Source organism: Drancourtella sp. An57 (genome assembly GCF_002161525.1).
Classification (GTDB): domain Bacteria; phylum Bacillota; class Clostridia; order Lachnospirales; family Lachnospiraceae; genus Sellimonas; species Sellimonas catena.
Map to the genome: position 1 here is coordinate 89,727 of NZ_NFHY01000009.1, position 20,997 is coordinate 110,723.

Sequence of the window (20,997 nt, forward strand, 5' to 3'; positions counted from 1 at the left end):
CTACTGATTTTTCGGGAACATTATTTAACGCGGAACATTTTCGGGGCATAGCGGTACACCAGAATGAGCGCCGCCACAATATAGGCAAGTGTCACAACCAGCACGCCTGCGGTAAACGGAAGATTTCCTGTGAGAGTACCGTTTGCCTGAAGCTCATAACACAGAAAACAAATCAGATAGACCGCCATATTAATTGCCTGAAAAAACGGATTTTTTACATTCATCTCTTCAGAATACGGCTGGAATACGTAGTACAAAAACAGGTGATGCACGGTAAAGAACACAGAAAGCATCAGTACTGCCGCACAAAACAAAAACATGTTCTGTCCAAAATTCCAGATACCGCAGATTCCACGAAATCCTGCCACCGCTGCACAGATTGCAGCTCCGATCACCAGATTATACCCCGCGATTTTTACCAGACGGATCCGGAAATTGGATAGAAGTGTCTTGGGATTCCGGTAGAAACCGAATTTCAGCATACTTTTATCGCAATTATAAAACATTGCCTTGCAGGCCTTGTCAGCCACCGTCATCATATACATAACAAAAACGAAAATCGGAAGGAAATCCGGAAGGTTTTCTGCTCCCAGATACGCTACTTCCGGCATTCCCACTCTGAACATCACACCTGCGATAAAAAAGCCCACGACTGCCGCCAGACGATAGTACACCGGTCTTAGAATCTGCCTCCTGTGCCTCAGGAAAAACAAAGCATTAAAGTATTCATAGCCGTGAAGCTTTTCCACTCCCGCCATCTTTCTGCTGTCTGCATGCAGATCCTGCTCCCGAATTCCCACAGACTTCTCATTTGCCGCCTGGGTGGATTGATTGACAATGGAAGAAAACAGCCATTGCTCTTCTACCGTCCTGTGGAGTTTCCGGCGGTAACAACGGTATCCTGACAGAATATACCACACCGAAATCACACCCACAATACAAATCAGAACAAGTAAAACAGGATGAAACAGTCTCTCTGCAGTCAAAAATGGTCCCCACGGCACGAACACAGTATATGCACCGGCAACGGACAGAAAAATAATTGTCCATACCCATCCGGTTTTTCTGGAGAACACAATCCCTTTCCGGTCATACAGCCATACCTGAAACGCCTCGCCCGCAGCACGCATCATCACAATGACAATCCAGAGACATATACCGTCTGCAATACTTCCTCCCGTAAACCAGGAAGCTGTCATGATGCAAATCAGAAAATACAATGCGAACGGGATATAACAGTAAAGAAGATATACCTTTGTATACTTTTCCACATCCATTTTCATGTACCGTATCGCGGTAAATTTCTCTTTCGTTACTTTAAAGACCACACTATCCTGAAGCGGTCCCATGATACAGGACAAAAAGAACAGGATCTGAACCAGACTGTCAAATCTCACTCCACTTTCCGCCGTACCAGCAAAAAGTGCCGGAAGGACAGCAAAAAGAAATATGTAAAGCGCCTTCCCCGCCAGACTGAAAACCTGACCAAGAATTGTAAACAACACCGCAAGCACCATCTTCAGTTCCCGATTCCCATACACACTGTCCGGAACATGCTTCCCGATCACCCACAGTCTCTTCAGATAATACAGGAACGTATTCGTCACAATTGTTGCTTTTAACATAATAATCTGCTGTAATGTTCTAACCATGGCTTTCCTCATCCTTCAATAATTCAATGATCTGTTCTTCAAAATCCTTCTGCTTCAACATCTCATGGTCGATCTGCCTGAGTCTCCCGTCACTTAAAATGACGATCTCATCACAGAGATCCGTCGCAAGCTGCAGAATATGCGTAGAAAAAATGATCACATGATCCTTCTGCATACTGCGCAGAAGACGCTTCATCTCCAGCGCAACAACTACATCCAGTGAAGTCAGCGGCTCATCCAGAAGAATCACCGGCGGCCTTGAGATCATAAAACAAATCATCTGAAGCTTATTCTTCATTCCATGAGAATATCCCTTGATCAGCTTCTTCCTGTCCTCCTGGTCAATCTGCACCAGATCAAAATACGCTTCCGCACTCGTCCCCGGCTCAATCCTGTCCCTGTTAATATCCATAAAAAACCGCACAAACTCTTCACCCGTCAAAAAATCCGGAAGCACCGGCACCGAAAACACATATCCAATCTCATCCGGCATTATCTCCCGCTCGCTCTCTCCGTCCCAGAGCATAGCAGCCCCTGAATCCGGCTGAATCTCATCGCTCAGGCAATTAAACAACGTCGTCTTACCAGCTCCATTACGCCCAAGAAGCCCATAAATCTTTCCCTTTTCAAACACAAAGGAACAATCATGCAAAACCACCTTGCTGCCAAAAGATTTCTTCACATTATTTAAACGTAATTCCATATCCTTCCCCTTTTCGTTCGATTTTTTCAATATTATATCTAAAAAGTCTGCCAGATACAACGTAAAAAACCATATTCCAGAAATATTAAGAATTATTTAGAATTATTGCCAAATTATCGGGGACGTGTTCCGGTGTATCGGAACCTGTCCCCGATGAAAAAAATCTGACAATTTGAGTTTTGCCTTATTTTATGCGGGTTTCGGGGGTTTTTTTGTCATTTACGTCGTGTACCTGTGTATCGGAACACGTCCCCGCCGAAAGTAAAACACAACAAAAAAAGAGACTTTCGTCTCTTTTTTGTACTTATGAATTTGTAGTAGCGGGAACTGGATTCGAACCAGCGACACTACGGGTATGAACCGTATGCTCTAGCCAACTGAGCTATCCCGCCATATGTTTTGTAATTTTCATAAGAAATGGGACCTATAGGGCTCGAACCTATGACCCTCTGCTTGTAAGGCAGATGCTCTCCCAGCTGAGCTAAGATCCCATATGAATAGCGGGAACTGGATTCGAACCAGCGACACTACGGGTATGAACCGTATGCTCTAGCCAACTGAGCTATCCCGCCATATGTTCGTAATTTCTTACGAAATGGGACCTATAGGGCTCGAACCTATGACCCTCTGCTTGTAAGGCAGATGCTCTCCCAGCTGAGCTAAGATCCCATATATCGCGGGTCGCTTTCGCAACCCGCTTGATTATTATACTATTAACATCTGATAAATGTCAACACTTTTTTTATCTTTTTTGACATAGATTTTTTCACTTTTTTTGGTGGTCTTTGCGGCTTTTTCCGTTTCAGACTGTTATAGCAGGATCTCAATGAATCTGCGTCTTTATTTTGCGGAAATTTTTAAACAATTCCCTGAGCTTCCATTGCGGCTGCTACTTTTTCAAATCCGGCAATGTTTGCTCCTACAACATAGTTGCCTTCGCATCCGTATCTCTTTGCTGCGTCTGCTGCGTTGTGGCAGATGTTTACCATGATGTTTTTCAGTTTCGCATCAACTTCTTCAAAAGACCAGCTCAAACGCTCGCTGTTCTGTGACATTTCCAGTGCGGATGTTGCAACACCGCCGGCGTTGGATGCTTTTCCAGGTGCAAAGAGTACGCCATTTGCCTGTAAGTATTCGGTTGCTTCCATTGTAGTCGGCATGTTTGCTCCTTCTGCAACTGCGATACATCCGTTTGCCACAAGCTGTTTTGCATCTTCAAGGTGCAGTTCGTTCTGTGTTGCGCAAGGAAGTGCGATGTCGCATTTTACGGACCATACGCCTGCGCCTTCATGGTATTCGGAGTTCGGACGGTATGTCTTGTACTCGGTCAGTCTTGCGCGTTTTACTTCTTTGATTTCTTTCACTGCATCCAGATCAATGCCTTCTGGATCGTAGATCCATCCGGTAGAATCGCTCATGGTCACGACTTTTGCACCCATCTGTACTGCTTTTTCTGCTGCATAGATCGCAACATTTCCTGCTCCGGAGATGGCAATGACTTTATCTTTCATGTCTTTGCCTGCGAGTTTTAACATTTCTTCCGTGAAGTAAAGCAGTCCGTATCCTGTTGCTTCTGTACGAACAAGGGATCCTCCGTATGTCAGACCCTTTCCTGTGAGCACGCCTTCAAATACGCCGCGGATTCTCTTGTACTGTCCGAACATGTAGCCGATCTCTCTTGCCCCTGTTCCGATGTCTCCGGCCGGCACGTCTGTGTCTGCTCCAATGTATTTGCACAGCTCTGTCATGAAGCTCTGACAGAATGCCATGATCTCTCTGTCGGATTTTCCTTTTGGATCAAAGTCAGATCCGCCTTTTCCTCCGCCGATTGGAAGACCTGTCAGTGAGTTTTTGAAAATCTGCTCAAATCCAAGGAATTTAATAATGCTTAAATTTACAGACGGATGGAGTCTGAGTCCTCCTTTGTATGGTCCGATTGCGCTGTTGAACTGTACCCGGTATGCCTTATTGACATGTACCTGTCCGTTGTCGTCTACCCACGGCACACGGAAGAGCAGCTGTCTTTCTGGCTCTGTCAGTCTTTCCAGAAGCGCTTCTTTTCTGTATTTATCTTCATTTGCCTCAATCACGACACGGAGAGATTCCAGAACTTCTTTGACAGCCTGGTGAAATTCCGGTTCGTTTGGGTTTTTCTTTACTACAAGGTCAATCACTTCATCTACGTATGACATAACATCTTCCTCCTACTTCTTTTCCTAAAAAAGTCTGCATAAACATACATCGCTTTTCTTCTTTAACACTGTAAAGCATTTTCATGTCATTGTCAAGAATTTTTTACCTTGTCTTTTTGGTTCGTTTTTCCTGATTTTCCATTCCCGCGGCCTTCTCATGGGCGGCTTTTGCCAGTATTCGCAGTTGTTCGGAAAACGGCTCCGGATCGATTTCGCTCTCGGCCAGCAGTTCTCCCCACCATTCCGTCAACTTGTCTTTCAGCTTCAGATACAGTTTTTCTCCGCTTTCTGAAAGCGAAATTTCGTATGTTTTTGCATTTCCCGGACGTTTTTCCCTGATTATATATCCACTTTTCTCGAGGCGACGCATCTCTCTCGTCGCCATTGCCTGATCCATGGCCATGGAATCGCACATCTCTCTCTGGCTGCACTTTGGATTGGCCCCAATATACATGACAAAATAATAGCTGGAATAGCCGATCCCGTACTGCTCCACCAGATGGTGCAGATACTTCTGTGACTGACGGTTTAGAATAGAAATATATTTTCCGATCTTACTGGACGGCATATCTGTCCCTCCCTTAATAAAACCATTAAGCAATTTTACGCTTACATTATAATCATCGTGTTTTCTTCTGTCAAATACTCAAGGGAAACGGAAAGAGGACAAATCCTGCTCTGAACTGTCCTCTTTCTCTATCAATTATATGCCCTATTTGAAATATGCGACGCCGGATTCAAAGATCTTCATATCCTGTTCGCCGTAAATATTGATTGCCACACCATCCGCTCTACGCTCGGAATGTGCCATCTTGCCAAGTACACGTCCGTCCGGGCTTGTGATACCTTCGATCGCGCGGTAGGAACCGTTAACATTCCATTCCTCGTCCATCGTTACATTTCCGTCCAGATCGCAGTACTGTGTCGCTACCTGTCCGTTTGCAAAGAGGGTATTAAGCCATTCTTCATTTGCAACAAAACGTCCCTCCCCGTGGGAAGCCGGGTTTGTATAAACTCCGCCAAGCTCTGCCATCTGAAGCCATGGGGACTTGTTTGTAACTACTTTTGTGTAAACCATCTTGGAAATATGACGTCCAATGGTATTGTATGTCAATGTCGGCGCGTCTTCTGTCTGTCCGACAATCTTGCCGTGCGGAACAAGGCCCAGTTTGATCAGTGTCTGGAATCCGTTACAGATACCAAGCGCAAGACCGTCTCTTTCATTTAAGAGCTTCTCTACTGCTTCTTTCATCTTTGCGTTCTGGAATGCAGTCGCAAAGAACTTCGCAGATCCGTCCGGCTCATCTCCTGCGGAGAATCCGCCCGGGAACATAATAATCTGAGATTGTCCGATTGCCTTTTCAAACTCAGCTACAGAATCGCGGATATCTGCCGCATCCAGATTCCGGAATACCTTTGTAATCACCTTAGCACCTGCGCGCTCAAATGCCTTTGCACTGTCGTACTCGCAGTTTGTTCCCGGGAATACCGGAATAAAGACAGTCGGCTGCGCAATCTTGTGGGAGCAGATGTGAACTTTCTTTGTATCGTAGCATCCGTCTTCCGTGATACGTGCTTCCGGATCTGCCGGCGCCACATATACGGACTCCGGTGCTGATTCTTCACCTGAAACGGTTGCAAATACCTTTTCCAGAGGTGCTTTCCATGCTGACTCTGCTTCTGCAAGTGTAATTTCCGTATTTCCATAAGAGAAGGTACCGTTATCTGTCACTTCACCGATCACTGTATATGTAATCGCAAGTTTTCCGACTTTGTCTGCCGGTACTTCTGCGATAATATCTCCAAATCCCGGAGCAAAGAAATCTCTCGGGTCTACATTATGCTCAATCTTGACACCCATGCCGTTTCCGAATGCCATCTTGCTGACAGCCGCAGCAATACCGTGGCGGTCCAGAGCGTACGCGGAAACAATGTTTCCATTCTGAATGTCCTCGCGGAACTTGCCGTACTGATCCATTGTCTGGCTGTAAACCGGGAGGCTGTACTGGTCTTTCTCAATCCGAAGCCATACAAGCTTATTGCCTGCTGCTTTGAGTTCCGGTGTAATAATGTCTCCAACCTTCGCAATGTCCACAGCAAAGGAAACCAGTGTCGGAGGTACATCGATATCCTGGAAGGTTCCGGACATACTGTCCTTTCCTCCGATGGATGGAAGTCCGTATCCGATCTGTGCGCTGTATGCACCAAGGAGTGCCGCAAACGGCTGACTCCAGCGTTTCGGATCTTCTGTCATTCTGCGGAAATACTCCTGGAATGTGAAGCGGATTTTCCGGTAATCTCCGCCGGAAGCTACGATCTTTGCGATGGACTCGGTCACTGCATAAACTGCTCCGTGATACGGGCTCCAGCTTGAAAGATACGGGTCAAATCCAAAGCTCATCATAGACACGGTATCACATGCCCCTTTCAGTACCGGAAGTTTGGCTACCATGGTCTGGGTCTCTGTCATCTGGTATTTTCCGCCGTGCGGCATGAAGACAGATCCTGCTCCGATGGAACCGTCAAACATCTCCACAAGTCCTTTCTGGGAACATACGTTGAGGTCTTTTAAAGTATCAAGCCATGCTTCTTTCACATCCGGAACATCTTTGCGTTCTTCCAGCATGTTGCCGTCTTTTGACGGAATCTCAACAAAGACTTCTGTCTCCTGATGTGCTCCGTTTGTATCGAGGAATGCACGGGAAATATTGACAATCTCTTTGCCTCTCCAGGAGAGTACAAGGCGAGGCTCTTCTGTGACAACTGCCACTTCCACTGCCTCCAGGTTCTCCTCTTTGGCATACTCTAAAAACTGTGCGACATCTTTTGGATCTACTACAACGGCCATACGTTCCTGGGACTCGGAAATAGCGATCTCTGTTCCATCAAGTCCTGCGTATTTTTTCGGCACTTTGTCAAGATCCACTCTCAGACCATCTGCCAGCTCTCCAATCGCAACGGAAACTCCGCCTGCGCCAAAGTCATTACACTTCTTGATGAGACGGCTGACTTCTTCTCTGCGGAACATTCTCTGAATCTTACGCTCTGTCGGCGCATTTCCTTTCTGAACTTCCGCACCACAGGTCTCGATGGATGCCTCTGTATGTACTTTGGAAGAACCGGTCGCACCGCCGCATCCGTCTCTTCCTGTCCGTCCGCCGAGCAGAATGATGATATCGCCCGGATCGGATGTCTCACGGATGACCGCACGTCTCGGCGCAGCGCCAAGGACAGCACCGATCTCCATACGTTTTGCCACATAATCCGGATGATAAATCTCTTTAACCATGCCTGTAGCAAGTCCAATCTGGTTGCCGTAGGAGCTGTATCCATGAGCAGCCTCTCTGACAAGCTTCTTCTGAGGAAGCTTTCCTTTCATCGTATCTTTCACAGAAACGGTCGGATCTGCCGCTCCTGTCACACGCATTGCCTGGTAAACATAAGTACGGCCGGACAGCGGGTCACGGATGGCTCCGCCAAGGCAGGTTGCAGCGCCTCCAAACGGCTCGATCTCGGTCGGATGATTGTGTGTCTCGTTCTTAAAGTTGACAAGCCACTCTTCTTCCTTTCCGTCCACTTCGATCGGCACTACGATACTGCACGCATTGATCTCATCGGACTCCTCCTGATCCTGAAGCTTTCCTTCTTTTTTCAGCTTCCGCATTGCCATCAGGGCAAGGTCCATCAGGCAGACAAACTTGTCCTCTCTGCCTTTGAAAATTTCACTGTGTGTCTGTAAATATTCCCGGTATGTCTCTTCCAGAGGTTCACGGTAGTCTCCCTCTCCGAAAGTTACATTGGTAAGCTCAGTGGAGAATGTCGTATGACGGCAGTGATCAGACCAGTATGTATCCAACACACGGATCTCTGTCATGGACGGATCACGCTTCTCCTCTGTCCGGAAATAATTCTGAATATGAAGGAAATCCTTAAATGTCATGGCAAGGCCAAGGGAATCATAAAGCTCTTTTAAGCTTCCCTCTTCCATGTCCTGGAAGCCGTCAAAAATCAGGACGTCTGCAGGCTCCTCAAACTGTGTCACCAGTGTTTCCGGCTTGTCCATTCCGGTTTCTCTGGAATCCACTGGGTTGATGCAGTGCGCCTTGATTGCCGCAAACTCCTCGTCGCTTACGCTTCCTTCGATTACGTAAGTTGTCGCCGTCTTGATTACCGGCTTTTCATCCTCACGGATAAACTGTACGCACTGTACAGCAGAATCCGCTCTCTGGTCAAACTGTCCCGGCAGGTACTCTACGGAAAATGCCCGCTCGTCCTCTTTCATCGGGAAAGTCTCTTTATATAAGGTATCTACCGGCGGTTCCGCAAACACACCGTTGCACGCTCTCTCAAATGTCTCGTCTGACAGATTTTCAATATCATAGCGGATCAGCACACGGACATTGGTCACGCCGCAAATCCCCAGGTAGCTTTTGATCTCGTGTTTTAATGCTTTCGCCTGTACGGCAAAATCCTGCTTTTTCTCTGCATATACACGTCTTACACCGCTCATGAATTTCCTCCATTCTTCTTTTTACAAGATTATTCGATTCTGACCCTAGTGTATCATACTTTTCTTGATAAGTATAATTAATATATTTAAATTTACTTATAAGTTGTCCTAATTTTCTTTTTTCTTCCTCCAGATCCGAAGTCCAATACAGATCAATTCAAAGAAAATCAGAAAAGCAACAAAAAATCCCCCGATCCGCAGTGTCATATCGAAGAAAAATCCTTCCGGAAGCATCCGGATCATATAATCCGTGGCCGGGTCAAACATCCACAGATCATTGTCGAAAAACAGCTCATGGAAAATGACAAAGCACCGGTCAAAGTTCACGGCAATCGCAATTCCAAGAGCCGCAACCAGCGCCAGAAACACTCCGACCGTGATCTCGTAAGCCTTCGGCAGAATCCGTTTGAGATCCGCCTTCAAAATGAGCAGAAGCACTACCGCCGCAGCCAGTATAACCGCCGCATATCTTCTGAGGGCAAACCCTCCAAGAAACAGATCCCGGACCTCTCCCATGTGGAACCGGTCCTGCTCATTAAAAAAGTCCTGACGCTCCCCATCAATCGTAGTCATGACGGAAAGCTCCTCCCGGTCTCCTCGTAAGTAGGACATCATCTTTTCCGTAACATCCATGATGTCGTCCATCTCCATCGGGAGTGTCTCCTGAATTTCATACTTTTCATATTCTTTCTGGTAAAAACCAAAATCACTGTATGCTGCGATCTCGAAAGCACTCAGCAGTAAAATCAGAATCAGCGAAACCGCTGCCGCTGCTGTCAGAAATCCGTGTAGCACTTTTTTTGTCTTCATTCTTATCGCCGTTCCTTTCTGTCTGTCTTCTTTTCCTATTATATATGCTGTCGGCCCGTCCTTCCAGCAAAACTTTTGTGCCTTGTTTTTTTTCCATTCTTTCCTTATAATAAAACTAGAATTTATAAGGAGGACTTATGATGGATATCAACTATGAATTATATAAAGTTTTTTACTATGTTGCGTCAAGTTTAAGCTTCTCCGAAGCATCCAAGCAGCTTTATATTTCCCAGTCCGCAGTCAGCCAGTCAATCAAGGCTCTGGAAAAGAAACTGGATCAGGTCCTGTTTATCCGGAGTACAAAGAAAGTCCAGCTCACTCCGGAAGGGGAGATCCTTCTGCGCCATGTGGAACCGGCCATGAATCTGATCAAAAGAGGAGAAAACCAGCTTCTGGAATCCGCCTCCACAGGCGGTCAGATCCGGATCGGGGCAAGTGATACCATCTGCCGCTACTTTCTTGTACCGTATCTGGAGCGTTTTCACAGGAGTTTTCCAAGTTCTCACATCAAGGTGACAAACCAGACGTCCATCAAATGCGTGGATCTTCTGGAAAACGGACAGGTGGATCTGATTTTTATCAATTACCCTAACAATTATATCAACCAGCTTTCTACTGTCAAAAAGATCAAAACGTTCCGGGACGTCTTTGTCGCCAATGATTCCTTCTCCCACCTGAAAGGGAAGAAACTTTCCTACCAGGAACTTTTGGATCAACCGATCCTGATGCTGGACCGGAAAAGTACGACCAGTGAATTCCTTCACAGTCTTTTTCAGCAGCATCAGCTGGATCTGGTACCGGAAATCGAACTGAGCAGCAATGATCTTCTCATCGATCTTGCAAAAATCGGCCTTGGCATCGCTTTCATTCCGGATTACTGTTTAAGCCGTGACCCGGAAGGGCTCTTTATCGTGGAGACAAAAGAAGAGCTGCCAAAGCGGCAGCTCCTGATCGCCTACAATGACCGGATTCCGATGTCCCGGTCTGTACAGGCTTTTCTCGATTACTTCTAATCTTTGGATCACAGCCGGATCCTTACGTTTTCGGAGTGTTCTATGGCTGCGTCCTGGTTTCATCCCAGAATGCAGCCACCGCTTCGGCCGTCTGGGGAAGCCGGATGGAGAAAGCCTTGCTCCATTCTCTGGGAAAGACCGCCCGGTACTGTCGAAGCAGGAAACGGTCGTCCAGAAGAAAAATCATTCCTCTGTCCGTATCGGTTCGGATCACCCGTCCAGCCGCCTGCATGACTTTATTCATTCCAGGATACAGGTAGGCATAATCAAATCCGCTCATTCCTTTTTCATCAAAATACTGCTTTAACAGCTCTCTCTCCAGACAGACCTGGGGAAGTCCTGTGCCGACAATCCACGTCCCGATCAGCCGCTCTTCTGTCAGATCGATCCCCTCTGAAAAAATCCCGCCCATCACGCAGAATCCGATCAGTGATCCGTCCCGCTCTTCCTCAAAGTAATTCAGAAATTCTTCCCGTTCTTCCTCCGTCATGCCCGGATCCTGAATCAGGCAGAAAATCTCTTCCTCTTCTTTCTGAAGTGCCAAAAAGGCCTCATACACATCATTTAAAAACCGATAGGATGGGAAAAAGGCAAGATAATTCCCATTTTTCTTTCGAACCGTCTCCAGCATATATCTGGCATACCGCTCGTACATCTCCTCACTGCGCCTCGTATATCGGGTCGTAACATCGCTTCCGATCAGAACACTTTTATTCTCTTCCGGAAACGGGGTATGGGCATACACCGCATAGTCATCTGTCTGCGTGCTCAACAGCTTCTTATAATATTGAATCGGAAGCAGGGTGGCCGAAAAGAAGATCGTGCTGACTCCATAATTCAGATACTCGCTTAAATTGACCGCCGGATTCACGCAGAACAGCCGGACATAAAACTTCCCTTCTTCGGTAAGCTCCGTATAAATCATATAATTTTCGTCCAGTTTATCATGAATATACAGAAAGTCCCGAATCTCAAAATACAGATCCAGCACCTTCTCCCGAATCTCTTCCTGACTGCACTCTTCCAGAAAACGCTCTATTTCGGTCATCACATTCATCAGACGGAGCACCAAATGGGAGACACTGGAATATAAAGCATGTCCCGGGCATTCCCTTTTCAGTGTCAGAAGCTGCTCATTACACCCGCTGATGGCTTTTCCCAGTTTTGCATCCTCCTCTTTTACCGCTCTTCTGACCTCCAGAAAATCTTCCTTGCAGATGGAGGCACTGTACATGGATCTCCCCCTTTCCACCAGATTGTGCGCCTCGTCAATCAAAAAGAGATACTCCTTCTTCGCTCCTTCTCCGAAAAAGCGCCTGAGATGGGCATTCGGATCAAATACATAATTGTAATCACAGATGACCGCATCAGTCCAGACAGAAAGATCCAGCGCCATCTCAAACGGACATACGGTATGCTTTCTTGCATAGGATTCAATCTGATCCCTGCTCATATCATCGGTGTGGGTCAGCATATCAAAGACCGCATCATTGACCCGGTCAAAGTGTCCTTTCGCATACGGGCAGGCATCCGGATTGCATTCCGCTTTTTCACAAAAGCAGATCTTCTCTTTTGCAGTCAGAGTAATAACCTTGCAGGCCAGTCCCTGCTCCTTTAACGTAAGGAAAGCCTTTTCCGCCACTGTCCTTGTGATCGTCTTGGCTGTCAGATAGAAGATCTGATTCGCCAGTCCTTCGCCAACCGCCTTTACCGCAGGGAACACTGTCGCCATCGTCTTCCCTACTCCTGTCGGCGCCTGAATAAACAGCTTCTTCTTCCTGAGAATCGACCGGTACACCGATACCACCAGATCTTTCTGCCCTTCCCGGTAACCGAAAGGGAACTCCACCTGTTTGATGGACTGATTCCTCTTTTGCCTCCACTCTATCTGAAAAACGGCCCATTTTTCATACCGGTGCACCAGATCAAAAAACCATTTCTTCAGTTCTTCACAGGAAAAAGTCTGATAAAAACGCTTTACTTTCTCTGTCTCCATCTGACAGTAGGTCATCTGTACTCCGATTTCAGAAAGTTCCTTTATGCTGGCGTATATATAGGCATAGCACTTTGCCTGGGCCAGATGCACCTTCTTCGGTTCTTTGATCAGATCCAGATCCTGCAGGATTCCCTTGATTTCATCCACTGCGGTCCGGCCATCCTCCTCAATAATTCCGTCCGCTCTTCCCTCCACTATAATATCCAGTTTCTCACACGGCACGACAATCTGAAGCGGCACCTCCGCATGATATCCGCCTCCCATCTGTCTTTGAATTTTCCGATGAATCCTTCCCCCAAGCAGCATGGCCTCTTTATCCGTTGTGCCTCCCTGTCTGCTGTCCAGATCTCCCTCTCTTAGAATAAACTCCACCAGATTTCGGACCGAAATCCGTACCTTCTCCTCTTTTTTCTCTTCCATCCCGGGTCACGTCTTTTCTTTCATTTTTGTCTAATCTTGTTTATTATAACATAAACACAGTATAAAAAAGAAGTGCTTCCCCGTCTTGTCGGAATGGAAACACTTCTTTTTTATACCCTGCCAAATGCCGCCTTATGCGACACAGAATTTATTCAAAGTTGCTTCAAAATGCGGATCGATTCCAGCATACTGCACAGTCAGAGTTTTGTTCAGATCGAGACTGAAAACGCCTAAAATCGATTTGGCATCTACGATGAATCGATTGTAAAATACATCGATATCAAAATCGCACTTTTCTGCGGATGTGACAAACTCATGGACATCTGCAGGGGTCAATTTGATTTTTCGTTTATGTTCCATTTGAATACACTCCCTTCTGTGTTCCCATGTATTATGCCATCATCTTTTTTGAAAATCAATCTGTAAAAATGCCAGTATTTTCCAGGTTTTCCTCTTTTCTTTGTCGAAACCGCTCAAAAAATCCGCAAAATGAAACTCCTGTCCTAAGACTGCTCTCCGTCCCGGTATTCCATCATTTCGCCCCGGTAGCGCAGCGGCATATTCATCTGCTGAAGCTTCAAATTCTTCCTTTCCTGAATCGTCACGCTCTTTTTAAATCCCTTCCATAATCTCTGCCACTCTTTTTCCTTTTCCGAAAACGATTTTTCTATTTCCCATTTGCGCTCTTCATCTCTGATAATCAGCCATGGCTTCTGTTTCGGGTGGATCAGAAAAGAAGCATGTGTCTCATCGCAGATCACAAAATCTTCCAGCGGGAACCGGTTGGAAAAATGATCAGCAATCCCCGGAAGGACAAAATTATGCGGTGTAATGCTGGCATAAAGAATCCCTCCTTCCAGCTCCTGAAAACGAAGAAACTCTTTCCACGCATGTGTTTCCCTGCCAACATTTCTGCTCAGTTCAAACACACGGCGCACCTCCGGATGGGAAAGATGCCCCATAATCTTCTTCCCGTCAGGAAGGTTTCTTGCCTCCATCATCATACGAAGAATCGCCGTTCCCTTTCCGGGATCTTCTGAAAGCAAGGCATATCCGACAGACAGTTCAGCCTCCTCTCCCAGATGGCGGTGAATCAGCCTGCGGACTGCCTCTGCTTTCTTTTCATCCTCTCTCACTTCCCGGTACTCACAGAACATCTCCTGCTGCACACTGCCCCAGAAAACAATCCCTGCCTCCTGGTCACTCCTGTCAAAGGTCCACGCATCATAGATGGCGGAGAGTACTCCTGTCATGGTCTCCGTACAGATATATCTTCGTTTCATCTTCCCACTTCCCCGATCTTCATGTCATCAAAAAGCGACAGCTGCCTGTAGGTAATCTCCCCAAGTCTCCCCGGAAGCTTCTCCCTCGGATCCAGAAGATTCCTTAAAATATAATCTTCATCCATCCGTATCGGATACATCATCTTCCCTTTGCATGTCACAAAATAAAGCGCCCGCTTCAACACAACGCCCATCTTCTTCAAATCTGTGAAATCCAGCGTCCCTGTTCTTCTTGCCCGCACAATCCGTCTGGCGGATGTATAGCCGATCCCCGGCACCCGAAGCAGCGTCTGGTAATCAGCCCGGTTGACCTCCACCGGAAAATACTCCAGATGCCGCAGGGCCCAGTCGCACTTCGGATCCAGAACCAGATTGAAATTCGGGCGTTCTTCCGATAAAAGCTCCTCTGCCGAAAAATGATAATACCGCAGAAGCCAGTCCGCCTGGTACAATCTATGCTCCCGAAGAAGCGGCGGCCCAAGGTCCGTCCTTGCAGGAAGAGCAGAATCTTCATTCACATGAACAAACGCCGAGTAAAACACCCTCTTTAACTCAAACTTCTGATAAAGAGACTCTGCCACACGGATAATCTGATAATCGCTCTCCGGTGTTGCCCCGATAATCATCTGCGTACTCTGTCCTGCCGGAACAAACTGCGGCGCGTGCCGGTACAGCGCAAGCTCATGTGTATTCTCCTCCCGTTTCTTCTGTACATATCGCATCGGAGATAAAATATTTTTCCGGCTCTTATGAGGTGCCAGAAGATGCAGGCTCTCAGCCGTAGGAAGCTCCAGATTAATACTCATTCTGTCCGCAAGAAATCCCGTCATCCGAATCAGATCCTGAGATGCACCCGGTATTGCCTTTACATGAATATACCCCTGAAACCGGTACTGTGACCGCAGCCGGTATAAAGTCTCATAAATCAGGCGCATCGTATAGTCCGGGCTTTTCATAATACCGGAACTTAAAAACAATCCTTCTATATAATTTCTCCGGTAAAACTCAATCGTAAGACGGCAGACCTCATCCGGGGTAAAGGACGTCCGCTCCACATCATTGGACGCACGGTTAATACAGTACTTACAGTCAAAAATACATTCATTGGTAAACAGGATCTTTAAGAGGGAGACGCACCGTCCGTCCGGCGTAAAACTGTGGCAGATCCCTGCTTTCTCGCAATTCCCGATTCCAGTTCCGTCTCCCCTTCTCTGAGTGCCGCTGGAAGTACATGCCACGTCATATTTGGCTGCGTCAGAGAGAATGCTCAGCTTCTCACACAGCGTCTTTTCTTTCTGAATCCGAAAACAATCCACGTATCTCCCCTCCTCTTTTTCGAACATATGTTCTTTTTATTATGATAGCACATACGTTCGGCATGCGCAAGGAGAAATTAAAAAACTCCATACAGGCAATGTTCTGTCTGTACAGAGTTTCTGATTATTTCCATATGCAGTTTTTCTCCAGCACTTTTACGATTTCCTTTAATCCCTCTTCGTCTTCCTCGGAAAAGCGTCCCACAAGCGGACTGTCAATATCCAGTACCGCAATGACGTCGTCTCCGTCGTGGATCGGAAGGACAATCTCGGAATTCGATGCGCTGTCACAGGCGATATGCCCTTCAAATTCATGTACGTCGTACACTCTGAGCACCTGATCTTTCTGTGCCGCAGTTCCGCACACTCCCTGTCCCAGAGGGATCCGGATACAGGCTGTCTTTCCCTGAAATGGTCCAAGGTAAAGCGCTCCATCCTCCATCAGATAAAATCCGGCCCAGTTCAGATCCGGGAGTATCTGCCAGAGTAATGCGGACGCATTGGCCAGATTCGGAACAGGACGGCTCTGCGTCCCGGTCAGTGCATCCATCTGTTCTTTTAAAAGACGATAATCGATCATGATTCCAACACCTGTGCTGCATCGCTTAAGTATGCATTGTTCACCTGGTCAAAGGCTTCGTTTTCCACTGCTTCTGCCAGCTTCGGATCAATCGGGATCCGGCCGAGTACCGGAATCTCCAGCTCTTTTGCAATGTCTTCAATATGACTCTTTCCAAAGACCTCGATCTTCCGGCCGCAGTCCGGGCATTCCAGATAACTGAAGTTTTCCACGATTCCAAGTACCGGAATATTCATGTCTTTTGCCATATGATATGCTTTCTTTACAATCATGCTGACAAGATCCTGCGGAGATGTCACAATCACGACACCGTCCACCGGAAGAGACTGGAATACCGTAAGCGGTACATCTCCGGTTCCAGGAGGCATATCTACGAAGAGATAATCTACGTCACCCCACATGACATCGGTCCAGAACTGAGTCACCACGCCTGCGATGATCGGTCCTCTCCAGATGACCGGGGTATCTTCTTTCTCCAGAAGCAGATTGACAGACATGATCTTCGTTCCGTCTTTTGCTACGCAAGGAAGCATTCCCTCTTCATTTCCAAGGGCCTGCTCATGGATTCCATACATCTTCGGGATCGATGGCCCTGTGATATCTGCATCCAGAATTCCCGCCGTATATCCTTTCTCAATCATCATTCTTGCAAGGGATGCCGTAACCATGGATTTGCCGACTCCACCTTTTCCACTGATGACTCCGATCACTTTTCTGACCGCTGAATACGGATTCGCCGGTTTTCTGAAATCCTTCTTCTGGCTGGTACATGTCGATGCATGAGCACATCCGGCACATCCTTCTGAAGGACAGCTTTCCTGTTTCTTTTCTTCCGCCATGTCTTTAATGCTCCTATTCCTCTACTGCTGCGATCACTTCGATCTCGCAAAGTACATTCTTCGGCAGTTCCTTCACTGCCATGCAGCTTCTTGCCGGTTTGGATGTGAAATATTTTGCGTATACTTCATTAAATGCTGCAAAATTAGCCATATCGCTTAAAAAGCATGTTGTCTTTACAACATGATCAAAATCTGTTCCTGCTGCTTTTAATACTTCGCCGACATTCTTGCATGCCTGCTCTGCCTGACCTTCAATTGTGTCAGCCTCTACTGTATCCGTTGCCGGATTGATCGGAATCTGTCCTGCTGAGTAAAATACTCCTCCTGATACATATCCCTGAGAATAAGGCCCTAATGCTTTTGGTGCTTTTTCTGTTGCTACTACTTTCATCGTCTGTCACTCCTCTTATCGATATTTACAGTGTATTACTGCATCTTGTTATAGTATAACACCTTTTCTCCTGCTTTGGCAATTGCTAGTGATTGGCTTTCCGGAAAATTTCCAGCACATCGGAAGCGTCGAGCGGGCGGAGTACGGAAAGCCGGACGGTATCATTCATCGTCGCGTCCATAGCCAGCTCTTCCAAGGCCCGTCAGGTTGTTATGGGAAAGACTGCCGCACCACATCAGCTCGCTCATGGCATCATAATCCGCCGGATTTTGAAGCGCCTTTCTTCCACTGTCGATAACGGTCCGCAGAAGTCCCTCCGCGATCTCATCCGTCATCCGGTTTTTCTGGTCCGGAATAAAATACCGTTCCAGTGTGTGCATCATGATATCCGCAATCCCGCATCCGATCTGGTATTTCGGAAGTGTAAAGGTAAGCTCCGGATTCATAATGGCAAAGGCCGGCCGGTTCAGCTCCGTTCCGAGACCCGATTTCTTCCCGATTACTTCATTGGTAAGGACCGCAGAGTCGCTTGTCTCACTTCCCGCGGCCGGAATCGTCAGCACAACGCCGACCTTTGTCGTCCTGGTCAGAGGAACTTTCTTCATCCAGATATCCCAAAGAGGAATCCCGGGATTTGCCACTCCATGGGCAATGGCCTTGGCCGTATCGATAGCGCTGCCTCCACCTACGCCCAGGATAAAATCCACCTTCTCCCGGATCCCTTTTTCCACCCCCTCTTCCGCAAATGCAAGCCCTGGATTTGGTTTTACGCCTCCAAACTCTGCATAGGCGATTCCCTCTTCTTCCAGCGACTTTTCAATCCGCTCCAGCAGTCCCGATCTTCTGGCGCTGCCTCCGCCGTATACAATCAGCGCTTTTGTCCCTCCATGCTTTTTCACTTCTCTGCCGCAGGAAACTTCTGTGTCTTTTCCAAACACAATCTCTGTCGGCACACAATATGTAAAATTCCGCATCTATCGTCCTCCTTCCAAGACTGTTTCTTAGCCTATTTTACCATAATCTTTTTCCTGCTGCCATTTCCCGGTTCATTTTTCAGAAGTATTTGAACTATCACAACAAATATGTTATCCTAAACTACAAAGATACTATATATGGAAGGAGGCACTCTGTTGAAGATACAGGAATCCGCTGAAAATTATCTGGAAACAATCCTGATGCTGGGAAAAGAAAAAGGAAATGTCCGTTCTATTGATATCGCAACTGCTCTTTCTTTTTCAAAGCCGAGTGTCAGTGTCGCCATGAAAAACCTGCGGGAGAATGGATATATTTTGATGGACAAGGACGGCTATATCGCATTGACAGAAAAGGGGCATGAGATTGCTGAGACCATTTACGAGCGTCACACCCTTCTTTCCAGCTTCCTGATGTATCTCGGCGTTTCCAGGGAAACTGCCACTCAGGACGCCTGCCGGATTGAACATGTCATCAGCCCGGAAAGTTTTGAGGCCTTAAAGCAGCATGTATACAGCCACAAGGAAATTATGGATTTAAATGATGTGAAGATGTAGTCAAAACAGGGAGGCATAACCTCCCTGTTTTTTCCTTCCTGTTTAGTTGAGGAAATTTTCAATGATGACGCCTTCCGCTTCCTCCTCATTAAGTCCAAACGTCTGAAGCTTCAAAAGCTGTTCACTGTTGATCCTTCCAATTGCCGCTTCATGTATAATCTGAGCATCCACATTTCTCGCGTCAATCTCCGGAATGGAGCGTACCTGAGCATCATTCATAATAATCGAATCACACTGAATATGGGCATGGCAGGCCGCCTTTCCGACTGCCCTCGGATGGAAGGTCTGGATGGACTCTCCCTTTGCCACGGACCGTGAAATGATCTGTGCCGAGCTTGCATCCCCGTTCATAATCACCTTCATGTTGGAGACCGCTTCCTGTTTATCGTGTGTCATCAGTTTTTCTGTCACGGTAAGACGGCTTCCCGCCTCCATGGTAATATCGGTTTCCCTTTTTGTCGAGTCCACTCCCTCGATCTGTACCGTGTCCATGGTAAAAATGGAGTTTTCGCCGACATAGATATCGGTTACCGGATTTAAGATACGGGCTCCTGTTCCTTCTCCTTCACCATAATGCTTTTCTTCGTAATGGACGGACGCATTCTTTCCGATATGGAACGTATGAATTCCGTCATGTCTTGCATCGTTGCATCCGGAATTGTGGATTCCACATCCTGCAATGATGGTTACCTTTGCTCCATCCTCAATGTAAAAATCGTTGTAGACAACATCTGTCATTCCGGAACTGGAAACAACAACCGGAATGTGTACCGTCTCTCCGTTCGTATCTTTATCAATATAGATATCAATTCCCTGCCTGTCCTCTTTTTTGCGGATTTTGACATGCTCGCTGTCCCCGTGGCAGATGGAAATTCCGTTTTCACGCAGATTGAAGGCTCCTTCCTGTTTGAATCCTTCCCCGTCAATCATACGAAGTACTTTCTCTGTAATCTTATCCAGCATCATCTTCTTGCACCTTCTTCCTTCTTATACCGCTGCGCCCTGATTTTTCAGGCACTGTGGATGGCTGATGGCTTCTCCTATCAGATACGGCAGAATCTCCTGTGTTGGTCCGCACTTTGTCACCTGTCCGCCGTCAATAATCATGACACGGTCCGCCATTTGAATAATCCGTTCCTGATGAGAGATCAGAAGCAGACTCTCCTTTTTCTCCGTATGAAGCTTTTGAAATTCTTCTACCAGCATGGCAAAACTCCAAAGATCAATCCCGGCCTCCGGTTCATCAAAAATGCAGAGCTTATGCTTTTTCACAAGAACCGTGGCAATCTCAATCCGCTTCATCTCGCCTCCGGAAAGAGTCGCATCCACTTCCCGGTCCAGATATTCCTCCGCGCAGAGGCCTACCCGGCTCAAAAGCCCGCAGCAGATATGCTTCGGAAGATCCGTTCCCGCAGCCAGGCTCAGCAGTCTTCTGACAGTCATTCCTTTAAACCGGGGCGGCTGCTGAAACGCAAAACCAATTCCAGCTTTCGCACGCTCATAAATCGGAAGACTCGTAATGTCCTGCCCGTCCAGCCAGATCTTCCCTTCGGTCGCTTTATAAAGCCCCATCATGAGTTTGGCAATCGTGGATTTGCCTCCGCCGTTTGGTCCGGTCACAACGAGCATCTCTCCGTCTTTTACTTCAAAGCTGACATCTTTTAGTATTTCCTGCTTTTTTCCATCTTCTTCTATTTCATAAGAAAGGTGTTCTACTTTCAGCATGTTTCCCCATCTCCTTTTATCTGTTCATGATTTAGTAT

General features: G+C 46.9%; 18 protein-coding genes and 4 tRNA genes. 2 read left to right on the forward strand and 20 right to left on the reverse strand.

Annotated elements, in window-relative coordinates; translation table 11 throughout:
• Positions 1 to 20 precede the first annotated feature (20 nt).
• The 10 genes from B5G11_RS09015 to B5G11_RS09060 form a co-directional block, all read right to left on the reverse strand.
• A complete protein-coding gene (locus B5G11_RS09015; protein WP_087252967.1) occupies positions 21 to 1,652 on the reverse strand; it encodes a hypothetical protein in 1,632 nt (543 codons plus the stop codon).
• Complete coding sequence (locus B5G11_RS09020; protein WP_087252969.1) at positions 1,645 to 2,355, reverse strand: ABC transporter ATP-binding protein; 711 nt, start codon at positions 2,353 to 2,355, stop codon at positions 1,645 to 1,647. Before B5G11_RS09020 ends, B5G11_RS09015 begins: the two co-directional genes overlap by 8 nt.
• Positions 2,356 to 2,673: 318 nt before the next feature.
• Positions 2,674 to 2,747: transfer RNA gene (locus tag B5G11_RS09025), tRNA-Met, on the reverse strand.
• 26 nt (positions 2,748 to 2,773) lie between these two features.
• A tRNA-Val gene (locus B5G11_RS09030) sits at positions 2,774 to 2,846 on the reverse strand.
• Between the two features lie 7 nt (positions 2,847 to 2,853).
• Positions 2,854 to 2,927: transfer RNA gene (locus B5G11_RS09035), tRNA-Met, on the reverse strand.
• 24 nt (positions 2,928 to 2,951) lie between these two features.
• A tRNA-Val gene (locus B5G11_RS09040) sits at positions 2,952 to 3,024 on the reverse strand.
• A gap of 188 nt (positions 3,025 to 3,212) precedes the next feature.
• Positions 3,213 to 4,547: an NADP-specific glutamate dehydrogenase gene (gdhA, locus tag B5G11_RS09045; protein ID WP_087252971.1), complete on the reverse strand. Its 1,335-nt coding sequence runs from the start codon at positions 4,545 to 4,547 to the stop codon at positions 3,213 to 3,215.
• A 103-nt stretch (positions 4,548 to 4,650) separates the two neighbouring features.
• Positions 4,651 to 5,115 carry a MarR family winged helix-turn-helix transcriptional regulator gene (locus tag B5G11_RS09050; protein ID WP_087167364.1) on the reverse strand — a complete coding sequence of 155 codons (465 nt, stop codon included), beginning with the start codon at positions 5,113 to 5,115 and terminating at the stop codon, positions 4,651 to 4,653.
• Positions 5,116 to 5,259: 144 nt separating this feature from the next.
• The gene (locus B5G11_RS09055) at positions 5,260 to 9,057 is read right to left on the reverse strand and encodes a phosphoribosylformylglycinamidine synthase (protein WP_087252973.1); all 3,798 of its coding nucleotides are present in this window, start codon (positions 9,055 to 9,057) and stop codon (positions 5,260 to 5,262) included.
• A gap of 108 nt (positions 9,058 to 9,165) precedes the next feature.
• A complete protein-coding gene (locus B5G11_RS09060; protein ID WP_087252976.1) occupies positions 9,166 to 9,867 on the reverse strand; it encodes a TIGR01906 family membrane protein in 702 nt (233 codons plus the stop codon).
• 140 nt (positions 9,868 to 10,007) lie between these two features.
• Here B5G11_RS09060 and B5G11_RS09065 point away from each other — a divergent pair, with 140 nt between their 5' ends.
• Positions 10,008 to 10,880: a LysR family transcriptional regulator gene (locus B5G11_RS09065; protein WP_171027881.1), complete on the forward strand. Its 873-nt coding sequence runs from the start codon at positions 10,008 to 10,010 to the stop codon at positions 10,878 to 10,880.
• Between the two features lie 40 nt (positions 10,881 to 10,920).
• On the opposite strand, the gene B5G11_RS09070 is transcribed toward B5G11_RS09065, so the two are convergent.
• From B5G11_RS09070 to B5G11_RS09105, 8 genes are all read right to left on the reverse strand, one after another.
• Positions 10,921 to 13,296, reverse strand: a complete 2,376-nt coding sequence (locus B5G11_RS09070) for an ATP-dependent DNA helicase (protein ID WP_087252978.1) — start codon at positions 13,294 to 13,296, stop codon at positions 10,921 to 10,923.
• 132 nt (positions 13,297 to 13,428) lie between these two features.
• Positions 13,429 to 13,656, reverse strand: coding sequence for an HPr family phosphocarrier protein (locus tag B5G11_RS09075; RefSeq protein WP_087167369.1), 228 nt, complete (start codon positions 13,654 to 13,656; stop codon positions 13,429 to 13,431).
• Positions 13,657 to 13,799: 143 nt separating this feature from the next.
• Positions 13,800 to 14,579, reverse strand: coding sequence for a TIGR03915 family putative DNA repair protein (locus tag B5G11_RS09080; RefSeq protein ID WP_087252980.1), 780 nt, complete (start codon positions 14,577 to 14,579; stop codon positions 13,800 to 13,802).
• Positions 14,576 to 15,895, reverse strand: a complete 1,320-nt coding sequence (locus B5G11_RS09085) for a putative DNA modification/repair radical SAM protein (protein ID WP_242959012.1) — start codon at positions 15,893 to 15,895, stop codon at positions 14,576 to 14,578. The genes B5G11_RS09080 and B5G11_RS09085 overlap by 4 nt, the downstream gene beginning before the upstream one ends.
• 124 nt (positions 15,896 to 16,019) lie before the next feature.
• Positions 16,020 to 16,475 (reverse strand): GAF domain-containing protein, encoded by a 456-nt coding sequence (locus tag B5G11_RS09090; RefSeq protein WP_087252984.1) that lies wholly within the window; start codon positions 16,473 to 16,475, stop codon positions 16,020 to 16,022.
• On the reverse strand, positions 16,472 to 17,314 hold the full coding sequence (locus tag B5G11_RS09095; RefSeq protein WP_087252986.1) for an Mrp/NBP35 family ATP-binding protein: 843 nt from the start codon (positions 17,312 to 17,314) through the stop codon (positions 16,472 to 16,474). The genes B5G11_RS09090 and B5G11_RS09095 overlap by 4 nt, the downstream gene beginning before the upstream one ends.
• Before the next feature lie 13 nt (positions 17,315 to 17,327).
• Positions 17,328 to 17,705, reverse strand: coding sequence for a RidA family protein (locus tag B5G11_RS09100; RefSeq protein WP_087167374.1), 378 nt, complete (start codon positions 17,703 to 17,705; stop codon positions 17,328 to 17,330).
• 161 nt (positions 17,706 to 17,866) lie between these two features.
• A complete protein-coding gene (locus tag B5G11_RS09105; RefSeq protein ID WP_087167375.1) occupies positions 17,867 to 18,679 on the reverse strand; it encodes an iron-containing alcohol dehydrogenase in 813 nt (270 codons plus the stop codon).
• A 156-nt stretch (positions 18,680 to 18,835) separates the two neighbouring features.
• On the opposite strand from B5G11_RS09105, the gene B5G11_RS09110 reads away from it, so the two are divergent.
• On the forward strand, positions 18,836 to 19,234 hold the full coding sequence (locus B5G11_RS09110; protein WP_087167376.1) for a metal-dependent transcriptional regulator: 399 nt from the start codon (positions 18,836 to 18,838) through the stop codon (positions 19,232 to 19,234).
• A gap of 42 nt (positions 19,235 to 19,276) precedes the next feature.
• On the opposite strand, the gene B5G11_RS09115 is transcribed toward B5G11_RS09110, so the two are convergent.
• Both B5G11_RS09115 and B5G11_RS09120 read right to left on the reverse strand, forming a co-directional pair.
• A complete protein-coding gene (locus B5G11_RS09115; RefSeq protein ID WP_343215491.1) occupies positions 19,277 to 20,197 on the reverse strand; it encodes a SufD family Fe-S cluster assembly protein in 921 nt (306 codons plus the stop codon).
• 24 nt (positions 20,198 to 20,221) lie between these two features.
• On the reverse strand, positions 20,222 to 20,959 hold the full coding sequence (locus B5G11_RS09120; protein ID WP_087252988.1) for an ATP-binding cassette domain-containing protein: 738 nt from the start codon (positions 20,957 to 20,959) through the stop codon (positions 20,222 to 20,224).
• Between the last annotated feature and the right edge of the window lie 38 nt (positions 20,960 to 20,997).

Bases quoted from the DNA above. Each gene is read 5' to 3' on its own strand.
- B5G11_RS09060 (WP_087252976.1), bottom strand. From the start codon at position 9,867: ATGAAGACAAAAAAAGTGCTACACGGATTTCTGACAGCAGCGGCAGCG.
- B5G11_RS09115 (WP_343215491.1), bottom strand. From the start codon at position 20,197: ATGCTGGATAAGATTACAGAGAAAGTACTTCGTATGATTGACGGGGAA.
- B5G11_RS09105 (WP_087167375.1), bottom strand. From the start codon at position 18,679: ATGCGGAATTTTACATATTGTGTGCCGACAGAGATTGTGTTTGGAAAA.
- B5G11_RS09080 (WP_087252980.1), bottom strand. From the start codon at position 14,579: ATGAAACGAAGATATATCTGTACGGAGACCATGACAGGAGTACTCTCC.
- B5G11_RS09070 (WP_087252978.1), bottom strand. From the start codon at position 13,296: ATGGAAGAGAAAAAAGAGGAGAAGGTACGGATTTCGGTCCGAAATCTG.
- gdhA (WP_087252971.1), bottom strand. From the start codon at position 4,547: ATGTCATACGTAGATGAAGTGATTGACCTTGTAGTAAAGAAAAACCCA.
- B5G11_RS09050 (WP_087167364.1), bottom strand. From the start codon at position 5,115: ATGCCGTCCAGTAAGATCGGAAAATATATTTCTATTCTAAACCGTCAG.
- B5G11_RS09055 (WP_087252973.1), bottom strand. From the start codon at position 9,057: ATGAGCGGTGTAAGACGTGTATATGCAGAGAAAAAGCAGGATTTTGCC.
- B5G11_RS09095 (WP_087252986.1), bottom strand. From the start codon at position 17,314: ATGGCGGAAGAAAAGAAACAGGAAAGCTGTCCTTCAGAAGGATGTGCC.
- B5G11_RS09065 (WP_171027881.1), top strand. From the start codon at position 10,008: ATGGATATCAACTATGAATTATATAAAGTTTTTTACTATGTTGCGTCA.
- B5G11_RS09020 (WP_087252969.1), bottom strand. From the start codon at position 2,355: ATGGAATTACGTTTAAATAATGTGAAGAAATCTTTTGGCAGCAAGGTG.
- B5G11_RS09075 (WP_087167369.1), bottom strand. From the start codon at position 13,656: ATGGAACATAAACGAAAAATCAAATTGACCCCTGCAGATGTCCATGAG.
- B5G11_RS09120 (WP_087252988.1), bottom strand. From the start codon at position 20,959: ATGCTGAAAGTAGAACACCTTTCTTATGAAATAGAAGAAGATGGAAAA.
- B5G11_RS09100 (WP_087167374.1), bottom strand. From the start codon at position 17,705: ATGAAAGTAGTAGCAACAGAAAAAGCACCAAAAGCATTAGGGCCTTAT.
- B5G11_RS09015 (WP_087252967.1), bottom strand. From the start codon at position 1,652: ATGGTTAGAACATTACAGCAGATTATTATGTTAAAAGCAACAATTGTG.
- B5G11_RS09090 (WP_087252984.1), bottom strand. From the start codon at position 16,475: ATGATCGATTATCGTCTTTTAAAAGAACAGATGGATGCACTGACCGGG.